General features: G+C 38.6%; 16 protein-coding genes and 1 rRNA gene. 8 read left to right on the top strand and 9 right to left on the bottom strand.

Annotated features, from left to right (window positions below):
• Positions 1-5: 5 nt before the first annotated feature.
• Together G7Y57_RS15645 and spt are read right to left on the bottom strand one after the other, a co-directional pair.
• On the bottom strand, positions 6-893 hold the full coding sequence (locus G7Y57_RS15645) for a beta-1,6-N-acetylglucosaminyltransferase (RefSeq protein WP_165026222.1): 888 nt from the start codon (positions 891-893) through the stop codon (positions 6-8).
• A 103-nt stretch (positions 894-996) separates the two neighbouring features.
• Positions 997-2190: a serine palmitoyltransferase gene (spt, locus tag G7Y57_RS15640; protein WP_165026220.1), complete on the bottom strand. Its 1194-nt coding sequence runs from the start codon at positions 2188-2190 to the stop codon at positions 997-999.
• Positions 2191-2472: 282 nt separating this feature from the next.
• Between spt and G7Y57_RS15635 the strand changes: the two genes are divergently transcribed.
• From G7Y57_RS15635 to G7Y57_RS15600, 8 genes are all read left to right on the top strand, one after another.
• Positions 2473-3345 carry a murein hydrolase activator EnvC family protein gene (locus G7Y57_RS15635; RefSeq protein WP_165026217.1) on the top strand — a complete coding sequence of 291 codons (873 nt, stop codon included), beginning with the start codon at positions 2473-2475 and terminating at the stop codon, positions 3343-3345.
• A 7-nt stretch (positions 3346-3352) separates the two neighbouring features.
• Entirely contained in the window at positions 3353-4501 is a 1149-nt protein-coding gene (locus G7Y57_RS15630; RefSeq protein ID WP_165026214.1) for a 1-deoxy-D-xylulose-5-phosphate reductoisomerase, read from the top strand.
• Positions 4502-4534: 33 nt separating this feature from the next.
• Complete coding sequence (rseP, locus tag G7Y57_RS15625) at positions 4535-5896, top strand: RIP metalloprotease RseP (protein WP_165026211.1); 1362 nt, start codon at positions 4535-4537, stop codon at positions 5894-5896.
• Positions 5897-5928: 32 nt separating this feature from the next.
• Positions 5929-6879 carry a methylenetetrahydrofolate reductase gene (locus G7Y57_RS15620; protein ID WP_165026208.1) on the top strand — a complete coding sequence of 317 codons (951 nt, stop codon included), beginning with the start codon at positions 5929-5931 and terminating at the stop codon, positions 6877-6879.
• A 167-nt stretch (positions 6880-7046) separates the two neighbouring features.
• A complete protein-coding gene (gene holB, locus G7Y57_RS15615; protein WP_165026205.1) occupies positions 7047-8171 on the top strand; it encodes a DNA polymerase III subunit delta' in 1125 nt (374 codons plus the stop codon).
• Positions 8172-8475: 304 nt separating this feature from the next.
• Positions 8476-9948 carry a stage 0 sporulation family protein gene (locus G7Y57_RS15610; RefSeq protein WP_410492655.1) on the top strand — a complete coding sequence of 491 codons (1473 nt, stop codon included), beginning with the start codon at positions 8476-8478 and terminating at the stop codon, positions 9946-9948.
• Positions 9941-10420: a gliding motility lipoprotein GldH gene (locus G7Y57_RS15605; protein WP_255491480.1), complete on the top strand. Its 480-nt coding sequence runs from the start codon at positions 9941-9943 to the stop codon at positions 10418-10420. The genes G7Y57_RS15610 and G7Y57_RS15605 overlap by 8 nt, the downstream gene beginning before the upstream one ends.
• Positions 10421-10478: 58 nt before the next feature.
• Entirely contained in the window at positions 10479-11063 is a 585-nt protein-coding gene (locus G7Y57_RS15600) for an outer membrane beta-barrel protein (protein ID WP_165026200.1), read from the top strand.
• A gap of 67 nt (positions 11064-11130) precedes the next feature.
• Here the strand turns inward: G7Y57_RS15600 and G7Y57_RS15595 are convergent, their stop codons facing one another.
• The 7 genes from G7Y57_RS15595 to rrf all read right to left on the bottom strand — a co-directional run bounded on the left by G7Y57_RS15595 (position 11131) and on the right by rrf (position 17480).
• Positions 11131-13335 carry a TonB-dependent receptor gene (locus G7Y57_RS15595; protein ID WP_165026198.1) on the bottom strand — a complete coding sequence of 735 codons (2205 nt, stop codon included), beginning with the start codon at positions 13333-13335 and terminating at the stop codon, positions 11131-11133.
• An 88-nt stretch (positions 13336-13423) separates the two neighbouring features.
• Positions 13424-13873: a hypothetical protein gene (locus tag G7Y57_RS15590; protein WP_221412141.1), complete on the bottom strand. Its 450-nt coding sequence runs from the start codon at positions 13871-13873 to the stop codon at positions 13424-13426.
• An 88-nt stretch (positions 13874-13961) separates the two neighbouring features.
• Entirely contained in the window at positions 13962-14972 is a 1011-nt protein-coding gene (locus G7Y57_RS15585; protein ID WP_165026192.1) for a tetratricopeptide repeat protein, read from the bottom strand.
• Positions 14973-15131: 159 nt separating this feature from the next.
• Positions 15132-16226 (bottom strand): alpha/beta hydrolase family protein, encoded by a 1095-nt coding sequence (locus G7Y57_RS15580; RefSeq protein WP_165026190.1) that lies wholly within the window; start codon positions 16224-16226, stop codon positions 15132-15134.
• A complete protein-coding gene (locus G7Y57_RS15575; RefSeq protein ID WP_165026187.1) occupies positions 16210-16818 on the bottom strand; it encodes a hypothetical protein in 609 nt (202 codons plus the stop codon). The genes G7Y57_RS15580 and G7Y57_RS15575 overlap by 17 nt, the downstream gene beginning before the upstream one ends.
• A complete protein-coding gene (locus tag G7Y57_RS15570) occupies positions 16808-17071 on the bottom strand; it encodes a DUF2089 family protein (RefSeq protein ID WP_165026185.1) in 264 nt (87 codons plus the stop codon). Before G7Y57_RS15570 ends, G7Y57_RS15575 begins: the two co-directional genes overlap by 11 nt.
• Positions 17072-17369: 298 nt before the next feature.
• Positions 17370-17480 (bottom strand): 5S ribosomal RNA (gene rrf / locus G7Y57_RS15565).

Here is a 17480-nt window from a genome sequence, read left to right as displayed (position 1 = left end):
TCGTTTTATTTTGCAAGATAATTATATATTTTCTCTACAATATCTTTATCAATACTGTCCTCAAATTTACGTGCAAAAAAACTGTCCGACGCCATTATTTCGTCAAAGTCTTCTACCCTGAATGTATAAGGTCGGCCTCGCTGCCAGTCCATGAAACGCATGCAGCCTTTCAGTTCATCGTCAGTATTATATAGCTTATCCTTGTATGGCGAGTTTAGTGCAAAAGTCTGCTTATAAATTTCGTCGGCACAATTAGAATATTTATAAAAGCTAAGGAACCATTTTTCCTTTTTCAGTAAATCTCTCACAAAATCGGATGTTACGCTAACCCATTCCGAACCAAAAACAAATTTATGAGTCGTCCCTCTAGTGCGACTATATCCGATAGCATTTTGAGTCTTCAAAAAAGACAATCTTATTTTTCGGGCTATACGTTTTATTATCTGCTTCTCCCCTACACGCATATGTCGGGAAAAGAGATGAATCTTATCTACCCGTTGGGCATCCCATTGGGCATTGCTAAATCCAATAAATTCGAGACCACTATGCTTTGCAAAAAAATTGTGTATGTAATCCTGCGACTTGATGGGCAGATCTGCACCGCTTATCAGATGATAATACCCATATTTCTCTTTTTCGTAAGCAGACTTAAATAAGATAAGCTCGGCCTTCACGAGGCTCACATGCCCCCATCTGACGTCGACACGTTCGGTAAAGTAAATATTCGATTTTTGGGGTAACGAATTGAGATATTCAAAATTAAAGTCATGTGCTTTCTTATCCACATGTATATAGATATCATTTCGTTCATCATCGAGGAGGCGAATCAATCGCTCCACTATAAACGGATTAGCATGAGCTACTATCAGATAAGCATGTTTTACACCGGTCATCTATAAGTCTTCTAAATTAAACATCAAAGGTATATAAAAAGAATTAACCCTCTATCATACAGACAGAGGGCTAAACTTATTTTATAAAACAAAAGGTATTATTTTAAGCAAGTACGCCTAATTGTTTAAATATCTTTCCTATTTTATCGAATGCTATATCAACCTGTTCTTTGGTATGTGTAGCCATCAATGAGAAACGAATCAATGTATCGTTCGGAGCCACCGCCGGAGAAACTACCGGATTAACAAAGATACCTTCTTCGAACAACATCTTCGTAATCATGAATGTTTTCTCATTATCTCTGATAAACAAAGGAATAATTGGTGTAGAAGTATGCCCTATCTCGCAACCCATAGCACGGAATCCGTCAAGCGCATAGTGAGTAATATCCCACAGTGCTTTTACTCTTTCCGGTTCAGCCTTCAATATATCGAGTGCCATACTAGCCGCAGCAGTTGCCGCAGGTGTTGCACTGGCTGTAAAGATATATGCACGCGAGTTGTGACGAAGGTAATCAAGAGCAATCTCATCACCGGCAATGAACCCACCGATAGATGCCAATGATTTACTGAATGTACCCATTATCAGCTCTACATCATCTGTAACCCCGCATTGTTCTACAACTCCTTTTCCGCTATAGTTAGATCCTAAAACTCCCAAACTGTGAGCTTCGTCGACCATTACGCTAGCGTTATATTTTTTAGCAAGTTTTATTATTTCGGGTAGATTTACAACATCACCTTCCATACTGAATACTCCGTCAACAGCAATCAGCTTCACCTTGTCAGGCTCACATTTTTGAAGTTGTTTTTCCAACGATTCCATATCGTTATGGCGGAATTTCAGTTTTGTAGAATAAGACACACGGCATCCTTCTATTATAGAAGCATGATCCAACTCGTCCCACAATATATAATCTTCGCGTCCTGTAATGCATGATAACACACCTTGATTGACATTAAAACCGGTCGAGTATACGATGGCATCTTCTTTACCAACAAACTCAGCTAATTTCTTCTCCAATTCAACATGAATATCAAGAGTTCCGTTCAAAAAACGAGAACCGGCCATACCTGTTCCATATTTTTTAACAGCCTCTATCGATGCTTCTTTTACTTTAGGGTGATTGGTTAAGCCAAGGTAGGCGTTAGATCCAAACATTAACACTGTTTTACCATTAATAACGACCTCTGTATCCTGGTCGCTTTGGATCTCTCTGAAATAGGGATAGATACCTGCTGCCCGAGCATTTCTCGCCGCATCGTATCTATACAGCTTATCACTTAATAAACTCATAATCAAATTATAACAAACATAAATTATTATAACTGCAATTTTCTGTCAGACAACATGTCTCACAAAAAAGCAGGCTGCAAAAATAGCTAAAAAAAATCACATCTTCCCCCTTTTACCTTAAATATTTTAAAAAAGAACATTTAGGGTGAATCTTCGCTACCATATAGCCCGAAATATCCTACTTTTTCTTATTTTTGTACATTAGTCTTACTATACATAGCATAATCAACCGAAAACAACAGGGCATAGTTCCTATGACTAAGCAAAGACTAAAAGGTTTAAATGAGTACAAAGAAAAAAAACAAGCATAATCTCTGGAAGCGGTTACACTTCAAATATCGCCTTTCAGCTATTAATGAGAATACATTAGAGGAAATATGGAAACTAAGAGCATCTATATTTTCGGGGGCTGTTTTGTTCCTACTTTTTGCGTTCATGCTCGTCACCGTTACCTCTGTCATTATCATCACAACCCCTATCCGCTACTATCTGCCGGGATATCTGGATTCGGAAGTGAGAGAGCAAGCTATCAAATCGGCAATCAAGATCGACTCGCTCGAGCAGCAAATGATGTATCAGGAAGCTTACATGCAAAATCTGAAAGGAATATTTGCAGGTACACGTCAATTCGATTCTGTAAAAATATTAGATACCATTTCCATTTCGGAGAATGATCCTTTACTAAAGAAAACTCAATCGGAGATAGACTATACGAATCGATATGCCGAAGAAGAAAAATACAATCTCTCTGTACTGCCCCAAGGCATGGACAATCCGATGGACGGTATTGTGTTCTTCAAACCGGTGAAGGGTATTATCATACAGAAATTTAACCCAAGCAAACAAATATTCGGAGTAAATATAAATACGACCACCAAAGAAAGCGTTTCGGCAGCACTGGAAGGCACGGTTATATTTGCCGGATACGATTTCAAGGAAGGTTACATGATTCAGATTCAACACAAAAACGGATTTATCTCGATATATAAGCACAACACAATGCTCCTCAAGAAAGTAGGAGACAAGGTTAGAACAGGGGAAGCAATAGCAGTCATAGAAGCAGATAAAGAAAATATCAAGACCGATTCGTTTCTTCAATTCGAACTATGGTACAAAGGCACAGCTGTTAACCCTGAAGATTATATATCATTTTGAAAAACATATGAAACGAAACATTGCAATACTTGGTTCTACGGGTTCTATCGGCACACAAGCACTTGATGTTGTACGAGAACACCCCGACCATTTCGAAATATATGCACTCACAGCCAACAACAGTGTTGACCTGCTGATAAAACAAGCTCGCGAATTTGTTCCCGAAGTAGTTGTTATAGCCAACGAGGACAAATACAAAGAACTAAAAGAAGCACTTATAGACCTACCCATCAAAGTATGGGCTGGCGCAGACTCCATAGCGCAGGTTGTAGAAAGCGAACCGATAGACATGGTGCTTACGGCGATGGTCGGATACTCAGGATTGAGACCTACTATCAGCGCAATACGTGCAGGCAAGGCTATCGCTCTGGCCAACAAAGAAACACTTGTTGTTGCCGGAGAACTCATTATGGCATTAGCTACCGAAAAGAGAGTTCCTATCCTGCCTGTCGATTCTGAACATTCTGCTATATTCCAATGCTTAAGCGGCGAGAATTCGCCAATCGAAAAAATACTTCTTACGGCATCGGGAGGCCCTTTCCGTCATCATACCACCGATCAGTTAGCCAAAGTGACAAAGAAAGAAGCGCTAAAACATCCGAACTGGGACATGGGTGCTAAAATCACTATCGACTCGGCATCACTGATGAACAAAGGTTTCGAGATGATAGAAGCTAAGTGGTTGTTCAATGTCGAACCCGATCAGGTGGAAGTGGTAGTACATCCGCAATCGATCATTCATTCGATGGTGCAATTCGAAGATGCATCCATTATCGCACAACTGGGATTGCCCGATATGCGTTTACCGATACAATATGCATTCGGATACCCTCACCGTTTGAAATCGAACTTCGAACGTCTCGACATATTCAAACTTGGCACAATGACATTCGAGAAGCCCGACATGGATCGTTTCCGCAATCTGGCTTTTGCATTCGAAGCGGCACGCACCAAAGGCAATATGCCCTGCACGCTTAATGCTGCAAACGAAATAGTAGTAGCTTCGTTTTTGAAAGATGAAATAGGATTCCTCGAAATGAGCGATATAATAGAAAAAACAATGCTGAAAACAAGTTTTGTGAAAACACCGTCGTACGAAGATTATGTAGCGACAGACACCGAAGCAAGGCGCATAGCATACGAATACATCAAATAATAATCAGAAAAAATAATAACATAACAATATTTAATGGAAACATTTTTAATCAAAGCCTTACAACTTATATTAAGTTTATCGATACTGGTAATTATACATGAATTGGGACATTTTATGTTTGCCCGTATATTTAAAATAAAGGTTGAGAAATTTTACCTGTTCTTCAACCCATGGTTTACTCCTTTCAAGTTCAAACCTAAAAATAGCGATACCGAATACGGTATTGGCTGGTTGCCACTGGGCGGCTACGTAAAGATAGCAGGGATGATGGACGAATCGATGGACAAAGAGCAACTGGCGCAACCACCACAACCATGGGAGTTTCGCACCAAACCGGCATGGCAACGTTTGCTGGTAATGGTTGGCGGCGTATTGTTCAACTTTATACTTGCAATGTTTATCTTTTCGATGATGCTATTTGCATGGGGCGATACTTATCTGCCATTGAAGAACGCAAAACAAGGAATGGCTTTCTCGGAATCTGTTAAAGCCGGAGGTTTTCAAGATAAAGATATAATGGTGAGCGCCGATGGCGAAGAATTCCAAATGCGTGGTGGCATATTGGATATGAACATGCTGATGAAATTTATCGATGCTGATGCTGTAGTAGTTGAACGTGACGGTAAATTAGTTACAATCCATCCCCCTGTAGGATTTGCCGACAATGTAATTGCATCTCGTCAACAACCATACGATTTCTGGAAATCACCTGTTATCGACAGTGTATTGAGCAATTCTGAGGCTTCGAGAATCGGTCTTAAGCCGGGTGACAGTATAACATCGTTAGATGGTACTAACATCACATCGTTCAACAAGCTTCAAAGCATGGTCGGCAAAATGGGAAGTGAACTTAAAGGTGATGAAAAACGCCCTGTCTCTATTTCGTTCTCTCGCGATGGAGAAATACAAACTGTTACTGCTATGGTAGATACAGCAGCCATTATTGGCATCAACGCCAGAGCATTCTCTCCTTTCACTAAAGAAAATATTCAAACAGACAATTACAGTTTCTTTACGTCTTTTCCGGCAGGAGTAGAACTGGGCGTAGGAACACTTAAAGCATACGTTACACAATCACGTTTCATCTTTACGAAAGAAGGAGCGAAAAGTGTAAGCGGATTTGGCGGAATCGGAAAAATGTTTCCTGCCGAATGGGATTGGCAAACATTCTGGACAATGACTGCTTTCCTTTCTATCGTACTTGCATTTATGAATATACTACCAATACCGATGCTCGATGGCGGACACATTATGTTCCTTCTGTATGAAGTTATAACACGCCGGAAACCAAACGAGAAGTTTCAGGAGTATGCCCAGACCGTAGGTATGGTTCTCCTCTTGGGATTGTTGGTTGTAGCCAACGGAAATGATATAGTAAAAGCGATATTCGGATAATATCTAAGTTGAAAAGATTATAGAAATACAATATGACTGTAACAGAATTAATAAATAACAGCAAAAAAACAGCTTTCTCTTTTGAAACTCTTCCTCCATTGAAAGGAAATAGCATTGAGAAGATATATAATATAGTAGATAAATTGGTTGAGTTTGATCCTCAGTACATCAACATCACAACCCATCATAGCGAGTATATCTATAAAGATATGCCGGACGGAACTATCAAGAAAATGAATATCCGTAAACGTCCGGGATCGGTGGCAATTGCAGCTGCTCTACAAAACAAGTATGGTATTACTGCCATCCCTCATATGATCTGTAAAGGTTTCTCGCAAGAAGAATCTGAATATGCACTAATAGACCTTGATTTCCTAGGTGTACATAATTTGCTCCTACTTCGTGGTGATGCAAAAAAATTGGAGGCAGACCAAGTATACGGTAATCGTAACGAATTTGCTACCGATCTTCAAAATCAGGTGAATAATTTCAACCAAGGCATTGCAATGGATGGGACTGCATTTCCTAAGCCTTCTACCCCTTTTGCATACGGTATGGCTTGTTACCCTGAAATACACGAGGAAGCTCCGAATATGGAGTCGGACATTTATTATATGAAACAAAAAGCGCTGAATGGTGCTGAATACTTTGTGACTCAAATGTTTTTCGACAATGAAAAATACTTTTCTTTTGTAGACAAATGTCGCAAAGAAGGAATCACCCAACCAATTATACCGGGAGTGAAGCCTATCAATCTTGCAAACCAATTGACCGTATTGCCTAAGATATTCAGATCGAGCATGCCCGAAGAATTGGCTAACGAACTTCGCAAATGTAAAGACGACGATGCGGCTAAAGAAATCGGCGTAGAATGGGGAATAAAACAATGCAAAGAACTTATTGCCCGTGGCGCACCTAGCCTGCACTTTTATTCGCTGATGGCAACTGAAAGCGTTAGAAGAATAGCAAAAGAGGTGTTTTGAGCCCCTCCAACCTCCCCCAAGGGGAGGCTTCAGAGAGGCAATTTGCATTAATTAAGATGGAAAGAGTGAGTCTATTAAATGGAAATGAACAGAATATAGTAAACTAAATTACAATGGCTTCGCAAAGCCTCCCCTTGGGGGAGGTTGGAGGGGCTAAAAATTGAAAGATGCAATTTAAAGATATAATAGGACAAAGCGAAATTAAGAAGCGCCTGCTGGAATCGATCAAAGAAGGATTTATTCCACATGCACAGCTTTTTTGCGGACCGGAGGGAGTTGGAAAACTACCTCTGGCGATAGCTTATGCCCAATATCTTAACTGCGAGAACCCAAGTGAAGACGATTCGTGCGGTAAATGCCCTTCATGTTCGAAATACAATCATCTGGCACACCCCGATTTGCACTTTGTTTTCCCGATTGTAAAGAAGGCTGCAAAAAAGAAAGAGGTGTGTGATGACTACATTGCCGACTGGCGCGAGTTTTTGCACAAAAATATTTATTTCAATCTTACTCAATGGCTGGCCAATATAGAGGCAGAAAACTCGCAAGGTTTGATATATGCCAAAGAGAGTGAAGAGATTATCCGTAAACTGAGCCTCAGGATATACGAGGCTAAGTATAAGATTATGATCATCTGGATGCCCGAGAAGATGCATGAATCGTGTGCCAACAAGCTATTGAAAATAATAGAAGAGCCTACCGATCAGACAATATTCTTATTGGTATCGGATACGCCCGACAGAGTTATTACCACCATACAATCGCGCTGCCAGCGTATCAATATTCATGGTGTAGATAAATCTGAAATCACAAAGGCACTGATATCGGAATACAGTATAACACCCGACGATGCCGATAATATAGCTCATATATCAAAAGGCAGCTATCTGAAAGCGTTGGATACAATCAGCCTGAACGAAGAACATAAATTCTTCTTCAACCTGTTTGTAAAAATGATGCGGGCTTCGTATGCACGCAACATTAAAGAAATAAAATCTATTGGCAACGAGCTGGGTGGTATAGGCCGCGAAAGCCAAAAGAATTATCTGGTATATACCCAGCATATGATTCGCGAATATTTTGTGAGTAATTTGAAACAACCCGATATGGTTTATCTGGAAAAGGATGAAGCCAATTTCGGAACACGCTTTGCTCCGTTTATTAATGAACGGAATATCGTCGGATTTATGGATGAGTTGGCACTTGCCGAAAGACATATAGAACAAAATGTGAACGCAAAGATGGTTTTTTTTGATCTTTGCCTCAAGATAACAATGCTATTGAAACAATAGGTTTAAAACCTATATACTTAAATATAAACCCACAAAGTCGTAAAAAGGGGCTTTGTTTTTACTAATTTAATAATTTATTATGATGAATGATAACAATATAGATCCCAATAAAATAATCCGCTTCAACGACTGCAAAGGCACGTGTAAGACTCCTATCGGCTGCACATGCGACAAAGCAGATAATGAAGAGGATAACCATTTGATCATGGCTGCCAAACAGCCAGATAGCCTACTGGCAGCACCAGCAAGCAAGAGCATTGTTACAGCCCAAAGCGTAATAGGTGTAGCTACTGCCGGTGCAAAGATGTGCACTTGTGGCAACAATGCAGGAGGAATCTGTGGTTGCAGTAGCGGCGGAGGTTGTGGTTGCAGCAAAACAAAGAAAACAGGATCGTGCTGTGCCGGCACTAATAAACTGGAAGTATTCGACTGGATGAAGGATATGCCCGATATGATGGTAGAATCGCAGATGGTAGAAGTTCAGTTCAAAAACACTCGCAAAGGATATTATCTGAACAGCAATAATATAGAAATATACAAAGGTGACGTAGTAGCGGTAGAAGCAACTCCCGGACACGACATAGGAGAAGTTACCCTGACCGGTAAGCTTGTACAACTGCAAATGATGAAAAACAACTATCGTGGCGAAACCAAACGAATATACCGCGTAGCGAAACCAAACGATATAGAGAAGTACGAAGAGGCTAAAAAGAAGGAGCACAAAACAATGTTGCGTGCCCGCGAAATGGCTGAGGAACTAGCTCTGAACATGAAGATAAGCGATGTAGAATATCAGGGCGATGGTAACAAAGCCATATTCTACTATATAGCTGACGAGCGTGTCGATTTTCGTCAGTTGATAAAAGTATACGCATCCGAGTTTCGTGTAAAAATAGAAATGAAGCAAATCGGAGCAAGACAGGAAGCAGGTCGTGTAGGCGGTATCGGTCCTTGCGGCAGAGAATTGTGCTGTTCGAGCTCTATGTCTAACTTCGTTTCTGTATCTACATCGGCAGCCCGTTTGCAAGACATACCGCTGAATCCGCAAAAGTTGGCAGGACAGTGCGGTAAATTGAAATGTTGCTTGAACTTCGAAGTGGATACATACGTAGAAGCGCAACGTTTACTTCCTCCACGCGAAATTCCGCTAGAGACAAAAGACGGTTCGTTCTTCCACTTCAAAACAGATATATTGTCGGGTATGATGACCTACTCTACCGACAAACATTTCGCTGCCAATCTCGTAACTCTGACCAAGGACAGAGTGTCGGATATTATGCGAATGAATAAGAAGGGTGACCGACCAACTCATCTGAAAACGCAAGAAGAGGAATTGGTAGAAAAACCTGCATCGCACGATTTACTCGATCAAGGTAGTATTACCCGATTCGACAGTAATAGTGGGAAAAAGAACGGTAATGGTAACGGCAATGGCAACAACTCCAACAACAAGAAGAAAAAACTTCAAAAGAGTGGAGACGTCAAGCCAAACAATAACAAGTCGGAAAACAAACCCGAAGGCAACAACACTGAAGCTAATAAGCCAAACAACAGACCGAACAGACCGAATAGACCAAATAATAATCGATCTGAAAATAATAAACCGGAAGTAAACAAGGCTGAAAATAATTCAGAGAAGAGAGTTGAAGGAGAGAGAACCGAAAGGAACAACAGACCTGAAAACCGAAACAATAACAGGAATAATAACAGGCGAAATAACAACAGAAACAGACCGCCGAGAAATGAAAATCCGGATGCACCGAAAACTGATGCCTAAAACTTTATATATAATCTGTTTTACTTTGCTGGCACTTGTACTTTACTCGTGTCAGCAGGGTGAAATATATTATCAATACAAAGAGCCGTTGAATGCCGAGTGGTCTAAAACGGACACATTGATTTTCGATATTGATTCTACGAGTTTCGACGTGAACGTTCCGTACAATATATCGATAGAGGTTACCAACAATGTAAACTATCCTTATCAAAATATCTGGTTCTTGGTACAATCTAACATCGATAACGATTCTACATTTACTCATATAGAGAAAGAATACTTGCTTGCCGATGAATTCGGTAAATGGAAAGGCTCGGGCTTCGGCTCATTGTATCAAACATCTTTATCGCTAGACAAAGCCACTGTTTTCAAAGAAAAGCGTAATTATCGCATCAAAATAGAACAGGGTATGCGCGACGAGCCATTAACCGGTATAGAGAAGGTCGGTATAAGGATTAGCAAACAGGACTAGCAATACAGCCTGAAGCTATGTGTGCAAAAATTCAAACGAGTTAAACACCTTAAACACTATGAAAAAGATACTTTGTATCATTCTGTTTTCTGCTTTCACTATTGTCCTATTTGCTCAAAGTGAAAAGAAAAACACAATAAGTCTTACAGTAACACCACTTGGAGCAGCATCATACGGCTATAAAGATAATATTGATGGCGGTGGAGGATACGATACTAAAAGCTTTTATAGTTTTGGAATTGAATATAATCGTGAAGTATATCGGAATTTAGAAATCACTACCGGAATCTTATATGTTCATAATAAAATAAGCTTTACACCTTCATTTAATCCGATAATAGATATGTCCGGCAGATCTTATAATATTGATTTTCTTACCATTCCTATACTGGTTAAATATCATTTTCTTAATTACTTGTTTGTGAACGGAGGAGGGGTACTTAATTTCAAGATATCGGATAATGAAGAGTCTTATCACGATGGGAAGCTTGGTTTTCTCGTTGGTATAGGAGCTGAACATACTTTTTCGAATAACATTACACTTAATATCAATCCTTATTTCCAGATGAACAGCATAAGCCCCGATAAAAAGATGAACTTCTTTAATCTAGGAGTTAAATTAGGAATAGGATATAACTTCTAAACTTTAACAATAAAACAAAAAAGCCTTAAGAGATAAACTTTAAGGCTTTTCATATATCATAATAAAATCATTTACCGATAATATATCTGATTCCGGCATAGAATCGGCGTCCTTGTGTCGGACCCCATACCATGGTGGCATCGAAGTCTTGACCATAAGGATTATCAGCCGATATAATCGGAGTTTTTTGAATAAAATCGGTAATATTTTCAGCTCCTACATAAATACTCCATGCTCTGAAATTCTTTGTTACCTGAGCATTCAAGATTGTAAATGAATCGAATCGAGTATCCCACAATGGGTTTACAGCATCGGGGGTAGGCATACGTCCACCACCGTTAAACTGGGTAGTAAAATCGAATTGCCATTTCTTAAGAGGGGTCTCGTAACTTGCGGTTATCATAGCTTTATAATCGCTCGTCAATGGTTTATCCATCAATATACCTCCGTATTCGGTTTTAACATCAATCCAACGATAGGCAGCCAAGGCATGAAACCCTTTAAAGAATGGATAAGATGCTTCGATCTGCATACTGTTTGCATACGATTTGCCACCATCCAGATTATAGAATTTCACTGCATGCTGGTCTGTGTCGGTATCTATCACGACCTGATTATTGAACTTTGTATGATACCACTCTCCCGAGATTACTAAATCGTTCCCTTTGATAGGAATATTGAAAGAAACACTTGTACCATAATTCCATGCAGATTCCTGCTTAAGATCGGGTGCAATATCGATACGTCTGCTACTTGCCAGATAATAACTATTTTCGGGCATTACAAATACAGTCCGATATCCTTTTCCTGCCGAAGCACGAACATTGAACCAATCGACCGGCATATATTTCAGATGTAAGCGTGGTGTAACAAATACATCATACAATGAACTGTAATCGGCTCGTAATCCGGCTAATACTACAAATTTATTATCCTTATTGAAGGTATATTGAGCATAAGCTCCTGTGGTCGTTTCTTCGTTGGGTTGGGCTGTTATCGGTTGTGACAAAGCTATTTTTTCGTTGAACTTATCCCAGTTCATGCTCAAACCTGTACTTAACTGATGATCTACACCTAACTGAGTTTCGTACATCAACGACGCATACACGTTATTTCCATATACATTATATTGATTAATGTCATACTTCGATTTTTGGTCGTTGTACGAACCTGTTAATATCAAAGCTATGTTGCCATTTCTATTTTCGTCGACCATATAAGCATTCTTTGTAAAGAATTCGGCTCTATTAGCATTTACCGATATTTCGTACGGTTTCATTGTCTTATCTTTCATCGTGTGCATTGTCTGTCCACTGGTACGATAGTCTTGCAAGAAACGTACCCCTACCTGAGATGCATATCTGCCCGATATATATTGCCAGCGGTTCATCACATTGAACTGATGTTTCAATGGCATATCTAAGAAACCGTCGTTATTATCATCATGCTCGCCTGTTTCGTTAGAATAATGAAGAAATAACCCCGTAGATAATTTGTCATTCAACACAAAAGCTGCATCGGCATTACCTTCGTAACGACCTACATTACTTGCAAAAAGATTTAAACTTAACGGATCGGCTGTCTGAGGTTTCTTGTACTCTACATTCATTTGTCCGGTCAGCGATTCATAGCCATTCTTCACGGATGCTGCGCCCTTCGATATTTGTATACTTTCCATCCATGGACCGGGTATATAGTCCATTCCATAAATAGAGGCTGACCCTCTGAAATTGGGATAATTTTCGGTAAGCATCTGAACGTATGTTCCTGATAATCCTAACAACTGGATTTGTTTTGCACCTGTTACGGCATCACTAAAAGAAACATCGACCGATGGATTGGTCTCGAAACTTTCAGCAAGATTACAACATGCTGCACGACCTATCTCTTTCTTAGTTATCGTTTCACTCTGTAATACATTCAACCGGGAAGTGATTCTACCGGGAGGTGTTTTTTCAATCACAACTTCGCCCAGTTCTATGTTTTCGTCGAGAATGATAATTAACTCATCGCTAAAACTGTTTATATGCACAACCTTATCCGTAAAGCCAACATAAGATACAGCTAACATATGGTCTTTGTGAGGCGTTCCTTCTATCTGAAAAGCTCCTTCTGCATCTGTAACAACACCTGTTTTAGCATTCTCCCAGCGGACACTTGCTCCAATCAGCGGTTGTTTATCAGCATCGTAAACATGCCCTTTAAGCATTTCCTTGCTAAAGGCAATAAGAGGTATAAACAATAATAATATAATTATTTTAAATGATTTCATTTGATTCAAATTTAGTAAAATAGTACAATACAATTAGTAGCCACACAAAGATATTATCTCTGAGTAGCTGATATAAAGCACTATCGAATCAAATGACTAACACCCTTATCAGAGACAGATAAGAGCGTGGCGGAATAGTGGGTGGATCATCAACATGTTGAACAACATCTACACGCTCAATGTCTTTAGGTAAAAGGTTTACCGAAAACACAGGCACATCGCTCAGCCACACAAACGGACTTGCCACATGGGGTCTGAACATAGATGAATCTAAATCGATAGACAGACGGGACGATGTACAATGCTCGTCGACAGAAGATATTGTATTGGCACAAATTTCGTTGTGAGCCATATCGCCGTGCATAGTGCAGCAGTCCGATTCTTCTATTGGCATTGCCTCTTCCGACAGACAACAGGATTGTTGTTTGTCTGCAAAAACTTCTGTGATACATCCCGTACAGCAATAACTCATCACAGTAACTCCTGTCCCTGTAAAGAAGACAGCAATTGCCGCAATAATTATTACAATATGATGCATCAGTTTATTCATCGTGGTGCAAAGATATGCTCTTTGTCGATACAATCTTTGTTTTTAGTTGTTATAAAATATTAAGAGTTCTTTTTCATTATTTACCTTCTATTTCAGTTAACTTGCGTTTCGCTTCGTCCGATTTTGGGAAAAGCAATAATGATCTATTAAAATCGGCACGAGCTTTGTCGTATTGTTTAAGCCCTATGAATGTGCACCCCCTCTTATTGAGCATAGTCCAGCTATCTGGATTCTGTTCGACAATTTCGTTATACATCTCATTTGCTTTCTGATAGTCGGGTTGAGCCAATTCATCTTTACCTTGTTTGGTATATGTTTCTGCTCTATATAACAAAGAACTATAGTCGTAGTGATTATCTTCAATATTTTGGGTAAGGTGAGGAATTAGTTTCTCGTATAACTCCTTTGCTTCTTTTTCTTTGTTTTGCTTTTCGAATACATCTCCTAATACCAACAGTGACTCTGTAAAATTAGGATCTATTTCTACTGCTTCATATAGATATTCTTCTGCTAGTTCGTATCTTTCTTGTTTCATGAAGACTATTCCCATATTGTAATAAGAATCACCGCCACTTGGATTTATCAGCATGGCTTCTTCTAAATCGGCCATTGCCTTCTCGTATTCCTGCAAGTCGATATATAGATTTCCCCTATTGTTATAAGCGTTAGCATAGACGGGTTCAATCTCCAGTGCTTTACTGTACAAGTCGAGGCTAATATCAATGTATCCCAACTCGTTATATATAGTTGCCAAATTGTTATAAGGCGCTGCATTGTCAGGATGTAATTCCAATACTTTTTGGAAATGATAAATGGTTTTTGGAAATTTATTCATATTCCGATAGGCTATTCCCGCCAGAATGTGTGGTCTCCAGTATGTCGAATCTTGTTTAAGTACCACGAAGCAATTAGCGATAACCTTGTCATATTCTTTAGTCTTGAGATAGAGGCTTGCCTGATCCATGCATTCCTCGATATCCAATTTCTCTATATTTGTATTTGGCGTTGCTTCGGAAATAATGTTTTGCTTTGATGTTTTGCAACTAAAAAGGATTATTAGTAATAATACGGGAATAATTTTATTCATATATATTCGTAAGTAAGGGTTAAGGCTTAATAATTAGCACATAAAAATTCACCTCCGATTTGAGAAGGTGATTAATATCGAAAGTAATAAAAAAGATTTAGACCTTGTTCATTTTTCAATAAAGGATTAGACAAAATAGCTTTCTTGAATCAGAATAATTTATTCGGTCTGAGTCAAAATAAAATCTGATATATCTTTTAGAACCTCCGGAGAAATAGTTTCTTCAATCTGGCTATATTCGTCAGGAGAACCGGTAGTACAATGTTGGAATAAATGATTAAGATCAGGATATAGCTTTGTTGTCACATTTTTATTTCCATTACTTTCAACAAACAATTTTATCCTTTGCAGATTAACTATTGCATCCACTTGTACATCTTTCTCACCATTAATAGCAAATACAGGGCAAGTTATCTTTTTCAAAGCATCCGTCGGGTCATAAGTCATAAAATAACTGAACCAAGGTGCAGACAGCATCATAAGTTGACCAACCAATCCTTTTTTTGCATCTATATTATCACACAATGGTGCCGGAAGAATATCTTTTGCTATAGAATCTATATTCTTTACAATATCTTCTGTTGAATAGTTAACTACAATATCCTGCAATTTAATCAGTAAGATTTCATTCTGTTCTATCGCTGCATCACTCGCTCCGTTAGCTTTAAATACAGCTTTACGTTGCATCTGCAATAAAGAATCTCCTCTCATACCCGGCCCGGCCATAGACACAAGAAAAGCGACATCATCATTTTCTGCTGCCAGCATAAACGAGATTAAGCCCCCCTCACTATGCCCTATTAATCCCATTTTAGATGAATTAATATCTTTTCTTGTTTTCAGATAGTCGATAGCTGATCGAACATCTGAAGCAAAGTCCAATGTTGTTGCTATACCGAAGTTACCTTCAGATTCGCCAACTCCTCTTTCATCATAGCGTAGAACAGCAATACCGTTTTTGGTAAGATAATCTGATAACACAAGAAAAGGTTTATGTCCAAGTAATTCTTCATTTCGATCCTGAGGACCACTACCCGATATCAGAATGACAACAGGCACATTAGTAACATCTTTAGGATAAGCCAAAGTACCAGACAAAGATATATTAGCATTTTCATTACTAAAAACTACATCTTCCGAAATATAAGGATACGGTTTTATTGGCTCTTGTGGCCTAGACAAGACGGTTTCCTGTGCAAACGATAATTGAACAGAAAGTAGTATTAGAAATATAAAATTAAAATATCGTTTCATATACATATTTGATAAAAACCCAATTAACAATTAATGATACTATCTCAGCTAAGATAAGACATACTGTGAAAGTCACAACCGCCTTGGTTCCTTTTATGTTGGAAGACACCTTAAAAGCATTATACAATAATATTACATACCAGATAATTATTGGAACCATTATTATACTAGCAGCAATAAGACCAATATTATCAGCAACATTAAACATACCCATTTGCAAAACATCCATCAAATTCTCTATACTCTCGGGTTTCACCATAAAACCGAGTAAAGATGCTATTAAGAAAGGGAAACGAGCTAACATTGTAGTACCCAAAATATCCTGTAATCTGGTATTCTTAGCAAATATTAAAGCTGCGGGATACATAAAAAATACAACATAGAACTGACTTACAATTTGCACCAGAAAAGCCTTTCCTAAATTGAGGTGCGTAGCCAATTTAATATCCAATACTCCCGGATACCAAACGTTACTAAAATATCCTATAATAATTGTTATACTTGCAATAAGGCTTCCCAATAAGAAAGCTTTCCATCCGGCAATGCGCACAAATGGATTTAGCAACAGGTGCCAGTTATTCTCATTTTTCATAAGATCTGATTTTTTCGATTATTTCATCTAATAGATTTCTAACAGTAGGATAACTCAATTTTAACTGGTTTGCCATCTCTTTAAGGCTTCCGCTATGCTTCACAAATTTCAGAATGAAATCTTGTTCTTCAGTAGACAATAAAGCTAATATGGGTAATTCGTAATTCCCTATCACTTCAGTCTCACAATTTTCACATTTAAGACTTTTGACTTTTAGTTGCGCTTTGCAACTTGGACAATAGCAAGGTAGCATACTATAATTGGTTTAATCTTTTCACAAAGAAAATAAATTATTCAATAAAAACAATACAAATATAAATAATATTAAACACAAACTAAATATTATTTACAAAATAGAATAAAAAAACAGAGAATTAGCGACCAATTCATTTAACTATTTTTTTGTATTTCTAGTTTTGCATTTTGTGTTTAGGTTCTTTTGTTATGTATTCGTTTTATGTTTTCGTGTTTCGTGAGTAGTATATGTAGTATATGTAGTATCTACCAAAATAAGCGCCTGTAGTATTTCTACTAGAGGCGCTCTTGCTTAAAGACGGCGGTAACCTACTCTCCCACATAATTGCAGTACCATCGGCACGATTGGGCTTAACTTCTCTGTTCGGAATGGGAAGAGGTGGAGCCCCAATGTTATAACCACCTTA

This window comes from Dysgonomonas sp. ZJ279 (assembly GCF_011039205.1).
In the GTDB taxonomy this organism is placed as follows: domain Bacteria; phylum Bacteroidota; class Bacteroidia; order Bacteroidales; family Dysgonomonadaceae; genus Dysgonomonas.
The sequence above is the reverse complement of the archived record's forward strand: the minus strand, read 5'-3'. Positions and strand labels throughout refer to the sequence as shown.

Excerpts from the sequence above, each read along its gene's own strand:
- rseP (WP_165026211.1), top strand. The coding sequence starts at position 4,535 with ATGGAAACATTTTTAATCAAAGCCTTACAACTTATATTAAGTTTATCG.
- G7Y57_RS15630 (WP_165026214.1), top strand. The coding sequence starts at position 3,353 with ATGAAACGAAACATTGCAATACTTGGTTCTACGGGTTCTATCGGCACA.
- G7Y57_RS15620 (WP_165026208.1), top strand. The coding sequence starts at position 5,929 with ATGACTGTAACAGAATTAATAAATAACAGCAAAAAAACAGCTTTCTCT.
- G7Y57_RS15580 (WP_165026190.1), bottom strand. The coding sequence starts at position 16,226 with ATGAAACGATATTTTAATTTTATATTTCTAATACTACTTTCTGTTCAA.
- G7Y57_RS15605 (WP_255491480.1), top strand. The coding sequence starts at position 9,941 with ATGCCTAAAACTTTATATATAATCTGTTTTACTTTGCTGGCACTTGTA.
- G7Y57_RS15570 (WP_165026185.1), bottom strand. The coding sequence starts at position 17,071 with ATGCTACCTTGCTATTGTCCAAGTTGCAAAGCGCAACTAAAAGTCAAA.
- G7Y57_RS15635 (WP_165026217.1), top strand. The coding sequence starts at position 2,473 with ATGAGTACAAAGAAAAAAAACAAGCATAATCTCTGGAAGCGGTTACAC.
- G7Y57_RS15600 (WP_165026200.1), top strand. The coding sequence starts at position 10,479 with ATGAAAAAGATACTTTGTATCATTCTGTTTTCTGCTTTCACTATTGTC.
- holB (WP_165026205.1), top strand. The coding sequence starts at position 7,047 with ATGCAATTTAAAGATATAATAGGACAAAGCGAAATTAAGAAGCGCCTG.
- G7Y57_RS15590 (WP_221412141.1), bottom strand. The coding sequence starts at position 13,873 with ATGCATCATATTGTAATAATTATTGCGGCAATTGCTGTCTTCTTTACA.
- G7Y57_RS15575 (WP_165026187.1), bottom strand. The coding sequence starts at position 16,818 with ATGAAAAATGAGAATAACTGGCACCTGTTGCTAAATCCATTTGTGCGC.
- G7Y57_RS15595 (WP_165026198.1), bottom strand. The coding sequence starts at position 13,335 with ATGAAATCATTTAAAATAATTATATTATTATTGTTTATACCTCTTATT.
- G7Y57_RS15585 (WP_165026192.1), bottom strand. The coding sequence starts at position 14,972 with ATGAATAAAATTATTCCCGTATTATTACTAATAATCCTTTTTAGTTGC.
- G7Y57_RS15645 (WP_165026222.1), bottom strand. The coding sequence starts at position 893 with ATGACCGGTGTAAAACATGCTTATCTGATAGTAGCTCATGCTAATCCG.
- spt (WP_165026220.1), bottom strand. The coding sequence starts at position 2,190 with ATGAGTTTATTAAGTGATAAGCTGTATAGATACGATGCGGCGAGAAAT.
- G7Y57_RS15610 (WP_410492655.1), top strand. The coding sequence starts at position 8,476 with ATGTGCACTTGTGGCAACAATGCAGGAGGAATCTGTGGTTGCAGTAGC.